The organism is Polyangium jinanense (genome assembly GCF_028435265.1).
GTDB classification, from domain to species: Bacteria; Myxococcota_A; Polyangia; order Polyangiales; family Polyangiaceae; genus Polyangium; species Polyangium jinanense.
The window spans coordinates 1-16,959 of record NZ_JAGTJK010000003.1 but is presented as its reverse complement, the minus strand read 5'-3'; the positions used below and the strand labels follow the sequence as shown (position 1 = coordinate 16,959).

General features: G+C 69.4%; 12 protein-coding genes. 10 read left to right on the top strand and 2 right to left on the bottom strand.

What is annotated here, in order from left to right; all coding sequences use genetic code 11:
• Positions 1 to 2: 2 nt before the first annotated feature.
• Together KEG38_RS08670 and KEG38_RS08665 are read right to left on the bottom strand one after the other, a co-directional pair.
• Positions 3 to 1,343 (bottom strand): DUF1552 domain-containing protein, encoded by a 1,341-nt coding sequence (locus KEG38_RS08670; RefSeq protein ID WP_272418640.1) that lies wholly within the window; start codon positions 1,341 to 1,343, stop codon positions 3 to 5.
• Positions 1,340 to 3,013, bottom strand: coding sequence for a DUF1592 domain-containing protein (locus KEG38_RS08665; RefSeq protein WP_272418639.1), 1,674 nt, complete (start codon positions 3,011 to 3,013; stop codon positions 1,340 to 1,342). The genes KEG38_RS08670 and KEG38_RS08665 overlap by 4 nt, the downstream gene beginning before the upstream one ends.
• Positions 3,014 to 3,145: 132 nt before the next feature.
• On the opposite strand from KEG38_RS08665, the gene KEG38_RS08660 reads away from it, so the two are divergent.
• The 10 genes from KEG38_RS08660 (at position 3,146) to KEG38_RS08615 (ending at position 16,830) form a co-directional block, all read left to right on the top strand.
• Entirely contained in the window at positions 3,146 to 3,970 is an 825-nt protein-coding gene (locus KEG38_RS08660) for a hypothetical protein (RefSeq protein ID WP_272418638.1), read from the top strand.
• Positions 3,960 to 4,439, top strand: coding sequence for a hypothetical protein (locus tag KEG38_RS08655; protein WP_272418637.1), 480 nt, complete (start codon positions 3,960 to 3,962; stop codon positions 4,437 to 4,439). Before KEG38_RS08660 ends, KEG38_RS08655 begins: the two co-directional genes overlap by 11 nt.
• A gap of 235 nt (positions 4,440 to 4,674) precedes the next feature.
• Positions 4,675 to 5,661 carry a hypothetical protein gene (locus tag KEG38_RS08650; RefSeq protein WP_272418636.1) on the top strand — a complete coding sequence of 329 codons (987 nt, stop codon included), beginning with the start codon at positions 4,675 to 4,677 and terminating at the stop codon, positions 5,659 to 5,661.
• Between the two features lie 179 nt (positions 5,662 to 5,840).
• Positions 5,841 to 6,950: an STAS domain-containing protein gene (locus KEG38_RS08645; RefSeq protein WP_272418635.1), complete on the top strand. Its 1,110-nt coding sequence runs from the start codon at positions 5,841 to 5,843 to the stop codon at positions 6,948 to 6,950.
• Between the two features lie 179 nt (positions 6,951 to 7,129).
• A complete protein-coding gene (locus tag KEG38_RS08640; protein ID WP_272418634.1) occupies positions 7,130 to 8,578 on the top strand; it encodes a serine/threonine-protein kinase in 1,449 nt (482 codons plus the stop codon).
• A gap of 73 nt (positions 8,579 to 8,651) precedes the next feature.
• Positions 8,652 to 9,677, top strand: coding sequence for a hypothetical protein (locus tag KEG38_RS08635; protein ID WP_272418633.1), 1,026 nt, complete (start codon positions 8,652 to 8,654; stop codon positions 9,675 to 9,677).
• On the top strand, positions 9,677 to 10,687 hold the full coding sequence (locus tag KEG38_RS08630; protein WP_272418632.1) for a hypothetical protein: 1,011 nt from the start codon (positions 9,677 to 9,679) through the stop codon (positions 10,685 to 10,687). Before KEG38_RS08635 ends, KEG38_RS08630 begins: the two co-directional genes overlap by 1 nt.
• 86 nt (positions 10,688 to 10,773) lie before the next feature.
• A complete protein-coding gene (locus KEG38_RS08625) occupies positions 10,774 to 11,661 on the top strand; it encodes an SDR family oxidoreductase (RefSeq protein ID WP_272418631.1) in 888 nt (295 codons plus the stop codon).
• A 355-nt stretch (positions 11,662 to 12,016) separates the two neighbouring features.
• Complete coding sequence (locus tag KEG38_RS08620) at positions 12,017 to 14,332, top strand: AAA-type ATPase lid domain-containing protein (protein WP_272418630.1); 2,316 nt, start codon at positions 12,017 to 12,019, stop codon at positions 14,330 to 14,332.
• Between the two features lie 110 nt (positions 14,333 to 14,442).
• Positions 14,443 to 16,830 (top strand): ATP-binding cassette domain-containing protein, encoded by a 2,388-nt coding sequence (locus KEG38_RS08615; protein ID WP_272418629.1) that lies wholly within the window; start codon positions 14,443 to 14,445, stop codon positions 16,828 to 16,830.
• The last annotated feature ends 129 nt before the right edge of the window (positions 16,831 to 16,959 follow it).

The window sequence follows — 16,959 nt, the reverse complement described above, 5'->3', positions numbered from 1 at the left end:
GGCTAGACGAGCAAGCCCGGCAGCGGCCCCTTGCAAAAGGCCGGATTGCCGAACGTCGTGACGGGCACGCCCATGGCATGGGCGATCGCGATCAGAAGATCGTTGTGATAGGCGCCGGAATGCTTGTGCCATCGCCCGGTGGCGAGCGCGCCGCCCGCGCCGCCCATGAGGAGGAGCGGGACGTCGCGGCGCGCGTGGGTGTTGCCCTGCGCAATGTCGCTGCACCAGAGGATGACGGTGTTGTCGAGGACCGTGCCGTCGCCTTCGGGGACGCTGTCGAGCTTCTGGCAGAGGTACGCGAGCTGCTGCGCGTGCCAGTTGCCAATGTCGATGAGCGCCTGCTGCCGCTTCGTGTCGGAATCGCTCGAATGCGAGAGCGTGTGATGGGGTTCGTCCTGGCCGAGCCAGGTGAAGACCTTGCCCGTCTGGACCGTGGTCCACTGGATGCTCGCGACCCGCGTGAGGTCGCAAATGAGCGACATCGCGAGGAGGTCGAGCTGGGTCTTGGCGATCTCCGGGTAGTTGTCGTTTTCGAGGGGCTCGACCGGCGCGCCGAGGACGGGCGGATTGCAGGAGCCGCCAATGACGCCAGGCGCATCGAGGCGCTTTTCGATCTCGCGGACGGCCTCGAGGTGCGCGTCGACCTTCATGCGATCACTCGTGCCGAGGCGCGAGGAGAGGTGCTTGTAGTCGCCGGTCACGGCGTCGAGCACGGTCTTCCTCTGCGCACGCAGGCGCGCGAGGGCCTCGGGGTCGGTGCCGAGGTCCGAGAAGATGCGCGTGTACGCCTGGTACGGGTCGTCCTCGGGCGGGACAGGTTGTCCGGGGCCGCGGTAGGAGATGCGCGCCGAGACGTTGGCGTACTGGACCTGGACGCCGAACTCGAGCGAGGGGAAGCGCGTGGTCTGGCCGATCTGATCCGCGAGGAACTGATCGAGCGAGATGCCGCCGCCCCAGCCGACCATCTTGCCTGGGTTGCAAGCGTACGGGAAAAGCGAGCCCTCCTGGAGCTCGGTGCCCGTGAGCGCATGGCCGATGCCCTGCTGGTGCGGGTCGCCGGGGCCGTGGTAGGCGGACTCGTAGTCGACGCCTTCGAGGAGGATCGCCTTCTTCTTGAAGGGTTCGAGCGGGGCGAGGATGGGGCCGAAGGTGAAGTCGGTCTCGGTGCCCGTGGGGATCCACGCGGGTTTGACCGTGCCGAGGCCCGTGAAGAAGACGACAAAACGCTTCGGGAAGGCGGTGGCGCGGGCCGAATCGGCCATGGCCCCGAGGAACGGCAGGCCAACGGCCACGCCGCCGAGGCCGCGAAGGAGCGTGCGACGGCTCAGGGTCCTCTGTTTCATGGTGCCTGCGTCACGACGGCCCGGCGATACCGGAACGCGTCGGTCTGGGTGAGGGCGACGAGCAGCTCCTGGACGTTGAAGCCACTCGCCGCGAAGGCCTGCTGGATCTCGCTCATCGAGCAACGATCGTCCTCGCCTTCGACACGGCCGTAGGCGAAGCGGAACCACTGGGTGGCGACACACTGGCGCGCCTCCTCGCTCTGCGCGAGGCGCCGGCCAAGCTCGACGACGCCCTCGAAGGGGCCGTCGATGCCGCGGGTGTCGACGAGCTCGCCGGAGTCGTCGATGGGCAAACCCTGGTCGGTGTCGCGGTAGAGGCCGATGCCGTCATAGTGCTCGAAGCCAAAGCCGACGGGATCCATCTTCACGTGGCAGCCCGCACAAGCCGGGTTCTCCGAGTGCTCGGCGAAGCGCTCGCGCGTGGTGGCGTCGGGGCGGACGTCGGGCGCGTTGAAGGCGGCGTTGTTCGGCGGCGGCGGGAGGATCTGGCAGAGGAGGCGCTCACGGACGAACTTGCCGCGATGCACGGGCGAAGTCTGGTTCGGCTTGCCCGTGGCGGCGAGGACGCTCGCGTGCGTGAGGATGCCAGAGGTCTTCGTGGGATCGAGCTCGACGCGCTCGAAGCTCTGCGTGGCCGGGCCATCCTCGACGCCGTAGAACGAGGCGAGCTCGGCGTTGAGCATCGAGTAGTTGGCGGTGAAGACGCTGCCGATGTCGCCCTGGCCCTCGAAGATGACGTCTTCGAGGAACGCGAGGGTCTCGGCCCGCCAGAGCGGGCGGATGCCCTCGTAGTACTTGGGGTACGTGGAGCTGTCTTTCTTGATGTTGTCGAGGTGGGAGAGGCCGAGCCACTGGGCGTTGAAGTTCGCCACGGCCTCGCGCGCCCGCGGATCGCCCAGCATGCGGCGCGCTTCCTTGGCGATCTCTTCCTTCGTGTCGAGGCGTCCCTCGTCCGCGGCGGAGAAGAGAGCCTCGTCCGGCATGGTGCCCCAGAGCATGTACGAGAGGCGCGAGGCGATCTCGTGGGGGGAGAGGGGCACGACGTCGGCCTCGACGGGGTCGGGCATGCCGAACTCGACGCGGTAGAGGAAGTGCGGGGACTGGAGCATCACCTGGAGGACGAGCTCGATGCCCTTGGAAAAACCGTCCTCGCCGAGGCCCCACGAGAAGACGTCCTGGAAGCGCGAGACCTCGTCGTCCGTGAGGGGGCGGCGATACGCGCGGCGGCCGAAGGTCTGGATGAAGGTGGTGGCACACGCCTGCTGCCCGATCGTTTCGGGATCACAGGGGAGCAGGGCGCCGAGGTTCTTCACTGCGCGGGCGGAGATCTGCTCGGCCGCGACCATGTACTGCTCGGCGAGGATCTGGGTGACGCCGAGGGCCGTGGCCTGGTTGTCGAAGCCCATGGCCTCTTCCTCGGGCACGAAGCTCGAAGCGGGCTGGGTGTCGTCGCCGAGCAGGTCGCGGACGGTGTTGTTGTACTCGAACCGGGTCATGCGCCGGATGGGCGATTTGCCGGGGATCGTGCCGACGCACTGGAAGGCAGGAGCCTCCCCGGTATCTTCACCCGGCGGGTCGCCGATGTGACCCGAGCAAGCCGCGAGGGACGCCGCCGCAGAAAGGGCGAGGGCGCCACCGAGAAGCCAGGGCAAGCGCACAGCGTAGGTCATGAGCAAGGATCCGCGGGGGCTTGGCCGCGGCTCTCCGAGCGTAGAAGAAGGTGGGCCGGCCGTCGACCATTTCCTGATGCCGTACGCGTGCTTCGGCTCGACGGCGAGGGAGAGATCGCTACCCTGCGGGCCGTGCCGAGAAGGGGAATCCGCCGCGTCGCCGGGATGATCGCGATCACGACCGCGATCGCCACCGCCTCCGTGGCCGCATCCGCCGCCGCTCCCGCTTCCGCCTCGCCGGTCGGGGGCAGCTTGCACTTCGGCGTGGAGGTCGCGGCGCGTTGGTTCGCGTACTCGGACCCGCTGAAGATCGCCACGAACCTGCGGCCGTACGACGTCGTGGGGGTACCGATGATCTCCCTCGGCGGCGAGATCCAGCCCTTGCGCTGGACACGCGTGCCGGTGCTCGAAGGCGTGGCGATCACGGGGGCGTACACGTTCGCGCCGCACCTCACGTCCGCCGTGACCGAGGGGCGCGATATCCAGACGAGCTGGGATCGCGGGAATGTGGCGCTCCGCGTGCCGATCCGGCTCGGGCGCGGGGAGCGCGCGCCGGTGGTCGCGCCACGCGTGGGGTACGGTTGGCTCGGTTTTTCATTCCAGGAGACGGGGCCCCTCGCGGCGGAGATCCCGACGGTGAGCTACAGGCTCGTGCGCGTGGGCCTGGACGGGCGGATCGGGCTCGCCGGGCCGCTCACGCTGGTGGCGGCATTCGAGTATCTGGAGCCCACCTCGGGCGGGGCGCTCTACGAGCGGTTTCGTGATGCGACGCTCGGCGGGATCGACGCGGATCTCGGCGTCGCATTCGCGCTCGCGAAGGGCACGGAGATCTCGCTTTCGTTCGGATATACGCGGTTCTTCTCGACGTTCGTGCCCGTGCCCGGCGACGCGTACGTGGCCGGCGGGGCGCTCGATCAATTCGGCGGTGTGAAGCTTGGGATCGACTATGCCCCGTGAAAACCGTTCCCTCCGGCGCGCGCTCGCCTCCGCGCTCTTGCCGCTCGTGATCACACTGCTCGCCGCGGGTTGTCCCGGTCGGCTGGAAGACCCCGACCGCTTCCTCGACGGCGGCGGCTTCACCTGCCCGGACGTCGTGACGGAGCTCTTTCCGAAGAGCTGCGGCGGGTCGATCTGCCACGAGGGCGCCGAGCCGGCAGCGGGGCTCGATTTGATAGCGCCGGGCGTGGTTTCACGGCTCGTCGACAAGATGGGACGCGATTGCCCGGGGATCCTCGTGGACCCGGTGGTCCCGGAATCGAGCTTGCTTTACGAAAAATTGCTGCCGCTGCCAAGCTGCGGGTCGCCGATGCCGATCGGAAAGCCAACGCTGACGCCGGAGGAGCTCGCCTGCGTGCGAGATTGGATTTCGGCGCAGATGCCGACGGGCGGTGAAGACGGAAACGGAGACGGCGGGGGCGGGCCGTAGGGGATCACGCGGCCGTGTCATGCGGCCGTGACAGCGAGCGTCACGCGGACATGACACCCGTCACGGCGTCGTGTCATGGATGGGATGCGCGCACCGCTGCGCTGCGGAAAAAGGCCGCATTCGGCGATCGTGCGCGGCTGGCATCGCCTTTGCGATGGCTTCGTCAACTACCCGACGAGACGGATTTTCGCAAGCGGCATCCGCCTTCGCGAGAAAGGAAGAGTGACGAAGCCATATGTACAAGACCGTTGCTTTGCACGCGTTCGCCCTCCTCGCCTGCGTGCTCCCGGCCTGCGTCGTCGATTCCACGACGGAAATCGAGGACGGCATCAAGATGCCGGGCGCGGCGCCCGAGAGCGCACAGGTGGATGGAAAGATCGCGACCCTGGAGCTGTCCAGCGGGAAGGTGATCTTCGTCGACGAGGGGGATGGCGTCGGGTTCTGGGAGATCGGCAACGTCGATCTCTCGTCGCTGCTCCACGAGCAGAATGCCTCCGCGCTCGAGGTCTTCCTCGCGCTCGCGCCGGAAGGGACGCCCGTCCCGTCGCGGCTCGTGGAGCACCACGCGGAGGTCGTCGCCCGGACCGGTACGGTGCCCGCGGAGCCACGAAAGCTCGCGCCGATGTTCGTGATGCCCGCGGTCCAGAATCTCACGAACGAGCCCTTCGACTACCACAACTCGGGTCTCAACTGCTGGGGCTGGGCTGGGACGCTCGACGATTACAATGCGTCGACGGGCTATAGCTCCTTCACGATCGGGACGTTCCAGAGCAGCTTCAACGCCGACTCGCAGATCACCGGGAATGCGATCCAGGTCTTGAAGGGCGCCACCACCCTGCTGTCGCTCCCGGACAACGGCGGGGGGGTCGAGACCTCGTGGGGTCACGAGCGCGAAATGGCCATCTGCGCGTCGAAGGCCGTCCCGTTCGGCCAGCCGGGGAGCTGCGACGGCAATGGCGTATTCGTGAGCGTCACCGTGCAGTGCACGGACGAGGCTGGAACGTTCGTGGGTGTCGACACGATCGACCTCGAAGCGTTCGGCGTGGGCGCGCGCTTCCGCTCGAACGCCACCAATACCGGGGGCCGCGCGCGCAAGTATCGCATCCAGGCCACGTTCAATGCCGAAAACGACACCAGCGTCACCGCCGCCACGGAGTGCCAGGACCAGGCCGCGGTGGTCTGGCGGTCGAAGCATACGGGCGGCAGCATCATCCTCCCGTAGAGTGTGTTCGCGCTGGCGCGGGCGAGGTGAGCTTCGACAAACTCTGGTTCCAGGACACTATACGCGACCACGGGCAACGTATTGTCGTGACGCAGCCAACCGGCCATCGCGCGCCGCACATTTCAGGCCTCGAGCATCTCCACACTCCGCCCCGATCGGAGGTATACCGCCAGGGACGTATGCCTGAGACCACCCTCGTGGAGCGCTTGCGTGGTGTGGAGCGGCTCTGCCTGCCGGTATGGGTCTTCGACGTGGAGCGGGCCCGCATGGCCTGGGGGAACGCCGCCGCCCTCGAGATCTGGCGCTCGCCGAACCTCGACGAGTTCCTCACCCGCGACTACTCCGATGCCTCCGCCGCGACCCGCAGCCGCAACGAGGGCTTGCTCCGCAAGCTGTGCGCGGGCCGCGACGCGCACATCGAGCACACGTTCACGTTCTATCCCCGCGGCGAGCCCTTGCACCTGCGGGTCTTCATGTCCGCCATCGAGCTCGACGACGGCCGCTTCGCCCTGCTTTACGAAGGCCACGTGCGGACCGAGCAGCAAGACCCGAGGATCCTACGTAGCGACGAGGCGCTGCGGCACGTCTCCGCGATGGTCGCGCTTCTCTCCACGGAAGGCTCCGTGCTCGTGACGAACCCGGCCGCCGAGCGCGCCTTCGGCAGGTCGAGCACGCCGTCGGCCTGGTTCGAGGACCCAAGCGCGGCGACGCGGATCCTGAAGGTCGCCAAGACCCAGGAGGTGCTGCACGAGGAGCTCGTCGCGCTCACGAACGACGGTCCGCGGTGGCACGCCGTGGAGGCGCGGCGGACGAGTGATCCGGCGACCGGGAAGTACGCGGTCGTCGTGCATCAGGTGGACGTGACGAATCGGCGGGAGCGCGAGGCGCTGATCGAGGCGCAGCAGCGCGAGATCCTGGAGCTGTCGGCGCCGCTGCTCGACGTCGCCGAAGGGGTCGTCGCGGTGCCGATCGTCGCGGCCTTGACCGAGGCGCGGAGCGCAGAGCTCGAACGGCGTCTCTTGCCCGCGGTGATGGAGCGCGGGGCGCAGGTGGTCGTGTTCGATCTGACGGGCGCGACGGCCTCGGAGGGCGCAGGGCTCGCCCAGCTCGTGCGGCTCATCAGCGCCGTGCGGCTGCTCGGCGCGCGGCCGATGGTGACGGGCGTGCGGCCGGCGCTTGCAAGGGAGCTCGTGCAGAGCGGCGCGGAGCTCGCGGGCGCGGCGGTGATGCGATCGCTGCGGGATGCGCTTTCGGCGTCGCGTCCTGCGCAGAGGCCCTTCCGGCGCTGAAGCGCGCGTCTGGGCGGCGAGGGTCTGTCTCGGTCGAAGGACGGTGCAGTTTCCGACGGCCCCGATTTTGAAGTATCGGGATGCCATGCCATAATGCGTCTGAATTTTGCGTCGAAGGTGGGGCCGGACGGGACGAAATCGGCCGAGACGGAGGGTCGACGCAGGGGGGCGGGGGCGCCATGAGTTTGCCGGTCGCAATCGGGGACGTGATCGCGGAGAAATACCGCGTCGATCGTCTCCTCGGCTCCGGCGGGATGGGCGTGGTCGTCGCGGCCACGCACCTCGAGCTGCGCACGCGCCGCGCGATCAAGGTGATGCAGCCCCACGTGGTCGCCTCGGCCCTCTGCATCGAGCGCTTCCTGCGCGAGGCGCGGGCCCTGTCCGAGCTGCGCAGCACGCACGTCGCGCGCGTCTACGACGTCGGACGCCTGCCGAACGATGCGCCCTTCATGGTCATGGAGTACCTCGAAGGACAAACCTTGCTTTCGCGGCTCGCCGAGGTCGGTCCGCTGCCCGTGGAGGAGGCGGCGATCCACGTCCTGCACGCATGCGAGGCGCTCGCCGAGGCCCACGCGCTCGGCATCGTCCATCGCGACCTCAAGCCCGACAACCTCTTCCTGACCCAGGCCCACGACGGCTCGCCCTGCGTCAAGGTGCTCGATTTCGGGGTGTCGAAGCTCCTCCGCGACGAAGGCCCGACCCGCACGAGCACCGGCGCGATCGTGGGCTCGCCTCTCTACATGTCCCCCGAGCAGATCAACGCCGCGCGCGACATCGACGGGCGAAGCGACATCTGGGCGCTCGGGATCATCCTCTTCCAGCTCGTCACGGGGGAATGTCCTTTCGGCGGCAGCAACGTGCTGCAGATCCTCTCCCAGCTCGCGAACAAGAAGCCGCCCGTGCCGTCCTCGCTCCGCAAGGACCTGCCGCCGAGCCTCGACGCGATCATCCTGCGTTGCCTGGAGAAGGACCGCGAGCGGCGTTATCCGGACGTGGTCGCCCTGGCGCGTGATCTCGCGCCGCTCGCGCGCCCCGACCCGGAGCCGCCGGCGGCGCTCGTCGCGCGCATCGAGCGTGTGCACGCTCAGGCGACGAAAAAAGCCGCGATGTCGATCGCCGCCGTGCCAGAGGTCGATGCGAGCTTCGCGCTGCGAGCCGATCAAACGATGGACCTCGGCCGCACCCCTCCGCCGTGGACGCGCGCAGGCATTCAAACGACGATTCCAGCAGAGGGCGGGACGCTCCCGTCGAACCTCGGCGCGCCGACCGAGACGCATACGGCAAAGCCGCGGCGCGCCATGGTGCGGCATTTCGCGGCGGCCGCGATCGTGCTCACGCTCAGCGTGCCGCTCGGCGGATTCTTTTACAAGATGTCCCCCGGGGCCCATACGACCGCGTCGCCGGTCCCCGCCGCATCGTCTTTTCTGTTTCCTCCCCTCCCCGCGACCCTCCCGAGCACGGGTTTGTCCGCGTCGGAGCAGGCCCCGAACGAGGCCAAAACGGTCGCGCCCGCGGCCGCTTCTGTCGGGGTCGTTCCGATTTCGTCGGGGTCGGCGCCTCCTTCGACCACAGGGCGGACGGTTTTTCCACAGAATCGCTCGACACCCCGACCTCCTCCGCGCTATTGACGAACATCATCTGCGCGAGGACGGCTGCGCCATGGCGCACGGGGGCTTGCCTAGAATGGTCCTATTGGCTCGCGTGATTATCGATAGGAATCTCCCCCGCGCCGCGGCCCTCCTCCTCGGGGCCGCGTTCGCGGTGACGCTCGCGGGCAGCGCGTCCGCCGAGGTGCCGCCCGATGTCCGCGCGACCGCGGAAAAACTCTACCAGGACGCGTACGTGCTCGCGCTCGAGGGGCATCACGCGCGCGCCTGCGAGATGTACGAGGAGAGCGATCGGCTCGATCCGGCGAACGGGACGAAGCTCGAGCTCGCCAGGTGTTACGAGGCGACGGCGCGGCCCGCGAGCGCGTGGGCGCTCTACGTCGCGGTCGCCGAGGCCGACAAGGCGACCGGGAAAAACCGAGCGCGCGAGGCCGAGGCGCGCGCCCGCGCCGACGCCCTCGATGCCGAGCTGCCGAGGCTCGTGCTGATGGTGCCGGCGTCCGTCGCGGACCGGAAGGGCCTCACGATCACGCGCGACGGCGTGGCGGTCGGCGAGGCGCTCTGGGGCACGCCGATGCCGGTGGACCTCGGAAAACACACGATCCGCGCCATCCGGCCGGACAAACAGGCCTGGGAGAGCGTCGTGAACGTGTCGAGGAATGGCGAGACGGTGACCGTGCCCATCCCCGCGCCCGCAGCGTGGGCGCCGCGCGTGCGCGAGGTGCCACGTGGACGCGACGAACGGCGAGGGATGAGCCCTCCGCCCCCGCTGGTCCTTTCGCTCGGGGGCGTGGCCCTCGCGGGGTTCACGGTCGGCGGCGTGACCGGCGGGCTGGCCTTCGCGAAATGGGAGGAGGTCAAAGAGATGGCGCCCAGGCAATGCAGCGCGCCCGCGGGTTTGTCCGGGTGCACGCAAGCCGTGGCCGACAAGGGGGCCGAGGCGTCGCGGTTCGCGGGCGCGTCGACGGCAGGGTTCGTCGTGGGAGGCGCCGCGCTCGCGGCGGGCGCGATCGTCTGGCTCACGAGCGGGTCGGGCAAACGGCCGGCCGCCGGGCGCATCGAGATCCTGCCGGTCGCAGAGCCGGCGAGCGTGGGCGGCGTCGTGCGAGGAGCGTTCTGATGGGAGGCGCTGCTCGTCCTTTGGGTCTTCGTGTCCTCGGGGCGCTTGCCGTCGCGACCACGAGCCTCTCGGCTTGCGGGCTCGTGGTGGGCATCGAGCCCATCGGTGTCACCTCGGGCGCGGGCGGTGGTGGTGGCGGCGGCACCGGCGGCACCGGCGGCGACGAGGCGGACGGCGGTCCCGGAGGCGCGCCTCCGCAGGGGCTCGGCTGCGACGACGCCATTCCGCTCGTCTTCGTGGACTGGGGCACGGTGGAGATCGACGCCGAGACGACCGAGGCAAAGGGCACGATCGAGAGTGGCCCGTTCACGGGGTGCACGACGTCGAGCGGCCCGGAGCACGTCTACGTCTTCGACGCGGAGCAGACCGGATATCTCACGGCGAGCCTGCCGGCCACGGCGACGAGCTTCAACAGCGTTCTCTACGCGCGCCGGACGAGTTGCTCGAACCCGGACGGCGTCGTGCTTTGCCATGACCAGAGCGCCCTCGGCGGCGAGCTCCTTTCGTTCCCGGTCATGACGGGCGAGCGGATTTACCTCTTCGTGGACGGCCGGACGTCGGAGGATCGGGGCGCCTACCACCTGACCGTGAGCTTCTTTCCAGGCACGAGCTGCACGGGCCCGGTGCCCGTCGTGCTCGGCACGCCGATCGGCACCACCGCCATGGTGCTCGGCGTGAACAAGGTCGGCCCCGACAACGACGCGAAATGCGGAGCCTGCGACACGAACGATTGCGCGGGGCAAGGGCGACAGACGATTTTTTCGATCAAGGCGCCGCTCGCGAAGGAGATCGAGGTGCAGCTCGACGCGACCTTCGACGCCGTGCTCTACGCGCGCACCGATTGCGAGAACGACATGTCCCAGCTCGCGCAGGACGGGTGCATCGACTCGCCGGAGAAGGGCGACGAGGTCATCCGCATCCCCGGCGGCGTGACGCCCACGATCCTGTTCGTCGATACGAACGCGGGGAGCCCCGCGGGCCCCTTCTCGATGCGGCTCATCCTGAAGTGAAGGGATGATCGCGGCGGACGAACCCATCCGGCGTCCATCCTTTCGGTTGGTCCCTCCGGACCCCAGGTACGTCGCCGGGGGGAATCATGAAGCAAGCCGCGAAGAAGGATCCCAAAGACCTCGGGCAGAAACCTCCGTTCCCAGCGCAGGAGCAGGAGCACCCCGGCGCCGAGTCGGGCATGCAGCCTCGAGCGGACCACGGGGAGACGTCGTACCGAGGGCTCGGACGGCTGAAGGACCGCATCGCCCTGATCACCGGCGCCGACAGCGGCATCGGGCGCGCCGTCGCGATCGCCTACGCGCGCGAGGGCGCAGACGTGGGCATCGCGTACCTGAGCGAGCACGAGGACGCGAACGAGACGAAGCGCCTCGTGGAGGAAGCCGGCCAGAAAGCCGCGCTCTTCCCCGGCGATCTCTCGTCCGACACGGCATGCAAGAAGCTCGTGGAGGACGCGGTGAAGGCCTTCGGCCGCATCGACATCCTCGTGAACAACGCGGCCGAGCAGGGCAAGGCCGTCGAGACATTCGAGGAGCTCGACGCCGAGCGCGTGGAGCGCACCTTCCGCGTGAACATCCTCGCGATGTTCCACATCGTCCGGCACGCGCTGCCGCACATGAAGCCGGGCAGCGTCATCATCAACACGGCATCGATCCAGTCCTACCAGCCGAGCCCGGAGATCCTCGATTACGCGGCCACGAAAGGCGCGATCGTCACCTTCAGCAAGGGCCTCGCGCAGGGGCTGATCGAGCGCGGGATCCGGGTGAACACGGTGGCGCCAGGGCCGGTGTGGACGCCGCTCGTCGTGCAGTCGTTCCCGGCGAACAAGAACGCGCGCTTCGGGGAAAACAGCCCCATGGAGCGGCCCGCGCAGCCAGCAGAGCTCGCGCCAGCGTACGTGTTCCTCGCGTCGAACGAGTCGAGCTACGTGAACGGCGAGGTGCTCGGCGTCACGGGCGGTAAGCCCCTCGGCTGAGGAGGGGGGCCGCTGCGCTGGGGCGTTGCCCCAGGCCCCACCCGGGGCTGTCCGCCCCGGGACCCGGACCAGCGCAAGCGCTGGACCCTTGGTCGATGAACTGCGCGATGCGCAGTTCATCGAACAGGCCGAGGCAAGACCAGCCACGACCCTGCCGACCAAGACAGCAGCGCTGACCTTTCGACTGGCAACGCTGTCCCTGTCCCACCGGCTCGTGGAAGAACTGCGCATCGCGCAGTTCTTCCAACCCGAGTCGTCGAGGGGCGAACAGCCCCCGCGGGGTCCGGGGCAGAGCCCCGGCGCGGCGCCCCTGCCCTTTGGCCCAGCGGCTGCCCTTCCGCTACCCTGCCGGGCGATGCCCTGGCATACCCGCTCGCTCTGGATCGCGGCTCTCGCCGTGGCGTATGCCGCGGTTGCGGGGCTCTGGGCGACGGGCGGGGATGCGAGCACGTGGTTTGCGCTGCTCTTGCCGCTCGCGTGTGTGGTCGGCTGGAGGCTGACTGCGGAGGACGTGCGCGGCGACGATACGCTCGATCCGGGCGCGCGCTCGGCTGCGCGGCTCACGATCGCTGGCGCTGCGCTCTTCACTGCGTCGCGATGCGGGGCGAGCGCGCCGGGCTTCGTCGCAGGCGAGAACCTCGGCGTCGCGCTGGCAGCGATGGGCTCCTTGTGGGCCATTGCGCGGATCAAACCTCTTGGTGGGCTCGCGGAGCCGAGTCCCTCGGCGCGTAGGCTCGACGCTGCTGCGTTTGCCGCGTTCTTCTGGGTGGTCGCGGCGGCGCTGCCCGGCGCGGCTGCGATGCTGCCCGAGCGCACCGAGGGGCTCGATCCGCTGCTCATCGACTATGCGACCGTGGCTGCGTCGATCGGCTCGCTCGGCGTCCAGCTCTTCGCGGCGGCGCGGCTTGCGGCCACGCGGCGCGCTGAGATCGGCGTGGCGGAGCGGGCGCAGGCGGCGCTCTGGCTCGGCTCGATCGCGCTCGCCGTGGGGATCCTCGCGGCCGCGGCGCAGGTCCTCCCGCCTGAGCGGGTCTTGCCGATCGCGGTGGTGCTTGCGTCGGTCGGCGCGGCGTTTGCGGCGGCGAGCCGTGAGCCCGAGACGGTCCTCTCGGTCCTTCGGCTCACGCTGGCGACGACGGGCCTCGTCGCGCCGATCGCGCTTGGCGCGGTCTATGCGGCGCACGTGCGGCCGGCCGTGGCGGGGCCGATCGCGTTCGGGGCGGCGGGGGCGGCTGCGATTGCGGCGCTCGTCGCGCAGAGGCTCGCGCATCGGGCGGGGCCCGGGAGCGGGCGGCTCTTGCCGGCGCTGCAGGCTGCGACGCGGGCGGCGATGACGCCTGATCCGGAAGATGCGCTCCGATCGGCGCTCTTCGAGCTGCGCGGCGCGCTCGGGCAAGACGGCGATCCGCCGGCCCTCTACCGGTTCTTCCCGGCCGAACAGGTCAGCGTCGATCGCGCTGGCTTCCTTCACACGAAAAAGGCCGAGATGCCGCCGCGGCTCGTCTCGCTCGCGGACGCGGAGCCCGAGCGGATCCTGCGGATCGAGGTGATGCATGCGGTGTCGGTGCGGAAGCCCGAGGTGCGTCCGCTCATCGCGTGGATGGAGGACAACCACCTCTCGGCCGTGAGCGTGGTCCGCGACGTGGATGGCCCGATCGGGGCGCTCACGGTGCCCGCGGGGGCGCGGGTCGCGCCCAAGGCGCTCTCGGACGTGCGGGCTCTGCGGCAGCTCTCGGATCGGCTGGCCGCGGTGCTCGGCGTGTCGTCGATGCTGTCGCGCTCCCGCGAGCGTGAGCTCGTCGCGCGGGGCGACCTCGAAACGCGCGAAGCGGAGCGCGCGCGCCTCGCGACGGAGCTCGGGCGCATCGAGGGCCAGTTCGAGGCCGTGGCGAAGAGCTTCGAGCAGCGGGCGCGGGTCGCGCTTTACAGCCCCGCGGCGCAGGCGGCGGTGCAGCGGCTGGAGCAGCTCGCGGGCGTGGACGTGCCGGTCACGCTCTTGACGTCGCCTGGGATCGACGCGGTCGCGTGGGCGGCGCTCGTGCACCTTGCGTCGGCGCGCAAGAAGGGCGTCATGGTGATCGTGGACGGGACGAACCCGGCGGAGCACGACACGGCGAAGTGGCAGGATCGGGTCGCGTCGCCGCTCGCGCTTGCCGCGGGTGGGACACTCGTCTTGCTCGACGCGCACGTGCTGCCGGAGCTCGTGCAGATGCGGATCGCGTCGGGTTTGCCCGCGGACGTGGGGCTCGTGGTGGCGCTGCCGGGCACGGTGGACTCGCTGGCGGCGAGCGGGAAGCTCTCGGAGGCGCTGGCGGATCGGCTCGGGGATCGGTCCGTGGCGCTGCCGGCGCTCTCGTCGCGCGGGGAGGATCTCTCGCTCCTCGTGCTGGAGACGCTCACGCGCATCGGAAAGCGGCTGCGGCAGGCGCCGCTCGGGATCGATCCGCGCGCGCTGGCGGCGCTCGTGGACTACGATTTCCCGGGCAACGACGCGGAGCTCGAAGGGATCCTCTTCCGGGCCGCGCTCGTGACGCCGCCGGAGGCACGCGCGGTGACGGTGCGTGAGCTCGAAACCGCGGGGTTCTCACCGCCGCCAGGGAGCGAGCGCAGGGCGCGCGGGACAGGGCCTTTGCCGCAGCCGCGCAGGAAGCGGTCGTCGAAGACGACGTAGCGAGGCGTCTGCTCGATCTCGTGGGTGATCCGAGACGCCTGCGGGGTCCCTGGACAAACCCGGCGGCGTCTCTTGACAAACCCGTTGGTGCTCGATGACATGAGCCCAACATGGTCTCCAAAAGCCAGCACCCCGCAGACAACCACGATCTGATCCGCGTCCAGGGCGCCCGGGAGAACAACCTGAAGGACGTCAGCGTCGAGATCCCCAAGCGGCGGCTGACCGTGTTTACCGGCGTCTCGGGATCGGGCAAGTCGTCTTTGGTGTTCGGCACAATCGCGGCGGAGTCGCAGCGGCTGATCAACGAGACCTACAGTGCGTTCGTGCAGGGATTCATGCCGACGCTGGACCGGCCCGAAGTCGACGTCCTGCAAGGGCTGACGACCGCGATCATCGTCGACCAGGAGCGACTGGTCGGCAACCCCCGCTCGACGGTCGGCACGGTGACCGACGCCAACGCGATGCTGCGGGTGCTGTGGAGCCGCCTCGGCAAACCGTTCGTAGGCCCGCCCCAGGCCTTCGCCTTCAACGTCCCCTCGGTCCGCGCGGCCGGGTCGATCACGGTCGAGAAGGGAGCCGGCAAGGCCGAGAAGGTCGTCTTCACCCGCACCGGCGGCATGTGCCCGCGATGCGAGGGCATGGGATCGGTCAGCGACATCGACCTCTCCCAGCTGTACGACGACACGAAGTCGCTCAACGAGGGTGCGCTCTCGATCCCCGGCTACAGCATGGATGGCTGGTACGGCCGGATCTTCCGCGGCTGCGGCTTCTTCGACCCGGACAAGCCGATCCGCAAGTTCACCAAGAAGGAGCTCCACGACCTGCTCCACAAGGAGCCGACCAAGATCAAGGTCGACGGCATCAACCTGACGTACGCGGGCCTGATCCCCACGATCCAGAAGTCGTTCCTGTCCAAGGACGTCGACGCGCTGCAGCCGCACATCCGCGCCTTCGTGGAGCGGGCGGTCACGTTCGCCACCTGCCCCGAGTGCGGCGGCACCCGGCTCAGCGAGGCCGCCAGGTCCTCCAAGATCAAGGGAAAGAACATCGCCGACGCCTGCGCGATGCAGATCAGCGACCTCGCCGCGTGGGTGCGCGGTCTGGACCAACCGTCCGTCGCGCCGCTCCTTTCGGCGCTACGCCACACGCTCGACTCGTTCGTGGAGATCGGGCTGGGCTACCTCAGCCTCGACCGGCCGACCGGCACGCTGTCGGGCGGCGAGGCGCAACGCACCAAGATGATCGGCCACCTCGGCTCGTCGCTCACCGACGTGACCTACGTCTTCGACGAGCCGACGATCGGGCTGCACCCCCACGACATCCAGCGGATGAACGATCTGCTGCTGCGGCTGCGCGACAAGGGCAACACCGTCCTCGTGGTCGAGCACAAGCCGGAGACGATCGCGATCGCCGACCACGTCGTCGATCTCGGCCCCGGCGCCGGCACCGCGGGCGGCGAGGTGGTCTTCGAGGGCACCGTCGACGGGCTGCGGGCGAGCGGTACGCTCACCGGGCGTCACCTGAGCGACCGGATTTCGCTGAAGCGGTCGGTGCGGAAACCGTCGGGTGTGATGAAGGTGCGCGGCGCCCGCACGCACAACCTGAAGAACGTCGACGTCGATATCCCGCTCGGCGTGCTGGTGGTGGTGACCGGCGTGGCGGGGTCCGGCAAGAGCTCGCTGATCCACGGCTCGGTGTCGGGCCGAGACGGGGTGGTGTCGGTCGACCAGGCCCCGATCCGTGGCTCGCGGCGAAGCAACCCAGCGACCTACACCGATCTGCTGGAGCCGATCCGCAAGGCGTTCGCGAAGGCGAACAACGTGAAACCCGCCCTGTTCAGCGCCAACTCCGAGGGCGCGTGTCCGACCTGCAATGGCGCCGGGGTGATCTACACCGACCTCGCGATGATGGCCGGCGTCACGACGGTCTGCGAGGACTGCGAGGGCAAGCGGTTCCAGGCGTCTGTGCTCGAGTACCGGTTCGGCGGGCGCAACATCGCCGAGGTGCTCGACCTGCCGGTCAAAGACGCGGTCGACTTCTTCGGCGCCGGCAAGGCGCGTACGCCAGCCGCGCACGCGATCCTGCAGCGCATGGCCGACGTGGGGCTCGGCTACCTGCGGCTCGGCCAACCACTCACCACGCTGTCAGGTGGCGAGCGGCAGCGGCTCAAGCTCGCAACGCACATGGGTGAAGACGGCGGCGTCTACGTGCTCGACGAGCCGACCACCGGGCTACACCTGGCCGACCTCGAGCAGCTGCTCGGCCTCCTGGACCGGCTGGTCGACTCCGGCAAGTCGGTCATCGTGATCGAGCACCACCAGGCGGTGATGGCGCACGCCGACTGGATCATCGACCTCGGGCCAGGCGCAGGCCACGACGGCGGGCGGATCGTGTTCGAAGGCACCCCAGCCGACCTGGTGGCGGCAAAGTCGACGCTGACCGGCGAGCACCTGGCGGCATTCGTCGGAAGCCGTCCGAAGGCTGTCCCATCCCGCTGAGCAAGTCCGCGTTTCCCGCGATTGCAAGCCGCCGCGCCGGGGCGCTGCCCCGGACCCCGCGGGGGCTGTTCGCCCCTCGACCCGAACCAGGGCAAGCCCTGGACTCGGGTTGGAAGAACTGCGCGATGC

Coding starts and splice junctions, on each gene's coding strand:
- KEG38_RS08665 (WP_272418639.1), bottom strand. CDS start 3,013: ATGACCTACGCTGTGCGCTTGCCCTGGCTTCTCGGTGGCGCCCTCGCC.
- KEG38_RS08625 (WP_272418631.1), top strand. CDS start 10,774: ATGAAGCAAGCCGCGAAGAAGGATCCCAAAGACCTCGGGCAGAAACCT.
- KEG38_RS08655 (WP_272418637.1), top strand. CDS start 3,960: ATGCCCCGTGAAAACCGTTCCCTCCGGCGCGCGCTCGCCTCCGCGCTC.
- KEG38_RS08620 (WP_272418630.1), top strand. CDS start 12,017: ATGCCCTGGCATACCCGCTCGCTCTGGATCGCGGCTCTCGCCGTGGCG.
- KEG38_RS08640 (WP_272418634.1), top strand. CDS start 7,130: ATGAGTTTGCCGGTCGCAATCGGGGACGTGATCGCGGAGAAATACCGC.
- KEG38_RS08650 (WP_272418636.1), top strand. CDS start 4,675: ATGTACAAGACCGTTGCTTTGCACGCGTTCGCCCTCCTCGCCTGCGTG.
- KEG38_RS08615 (WP_272418629.1), top strand. CDS start 14,443: ATGGTCTCCAAAAGCCAGCACCCCGCAGACAACCACGATCTGATCCGC.
- KEG38_RS08645 (WP_272418635.1), top strand. CDS start 5,841: ATGCCTGAGACCACCCTCGTGGAGCGCTTGCGTGGTGTGGAGCGGCTC.
- KEG38_RS08670 (WP_272418640.1), bottom strand. CDS start 1,343: ATGAAACAGAGGACCCTGAGCCGTCGCACGCTCCTTCGCGGCCTCGGC.
- KEG38_RS08630 (WP_272418632.1), top strand. CDS start 9,677: ATGGGAGGCGCTGCTCGTCCTTTGGGTCTTCGTGTCCTCGGGGCGCTT.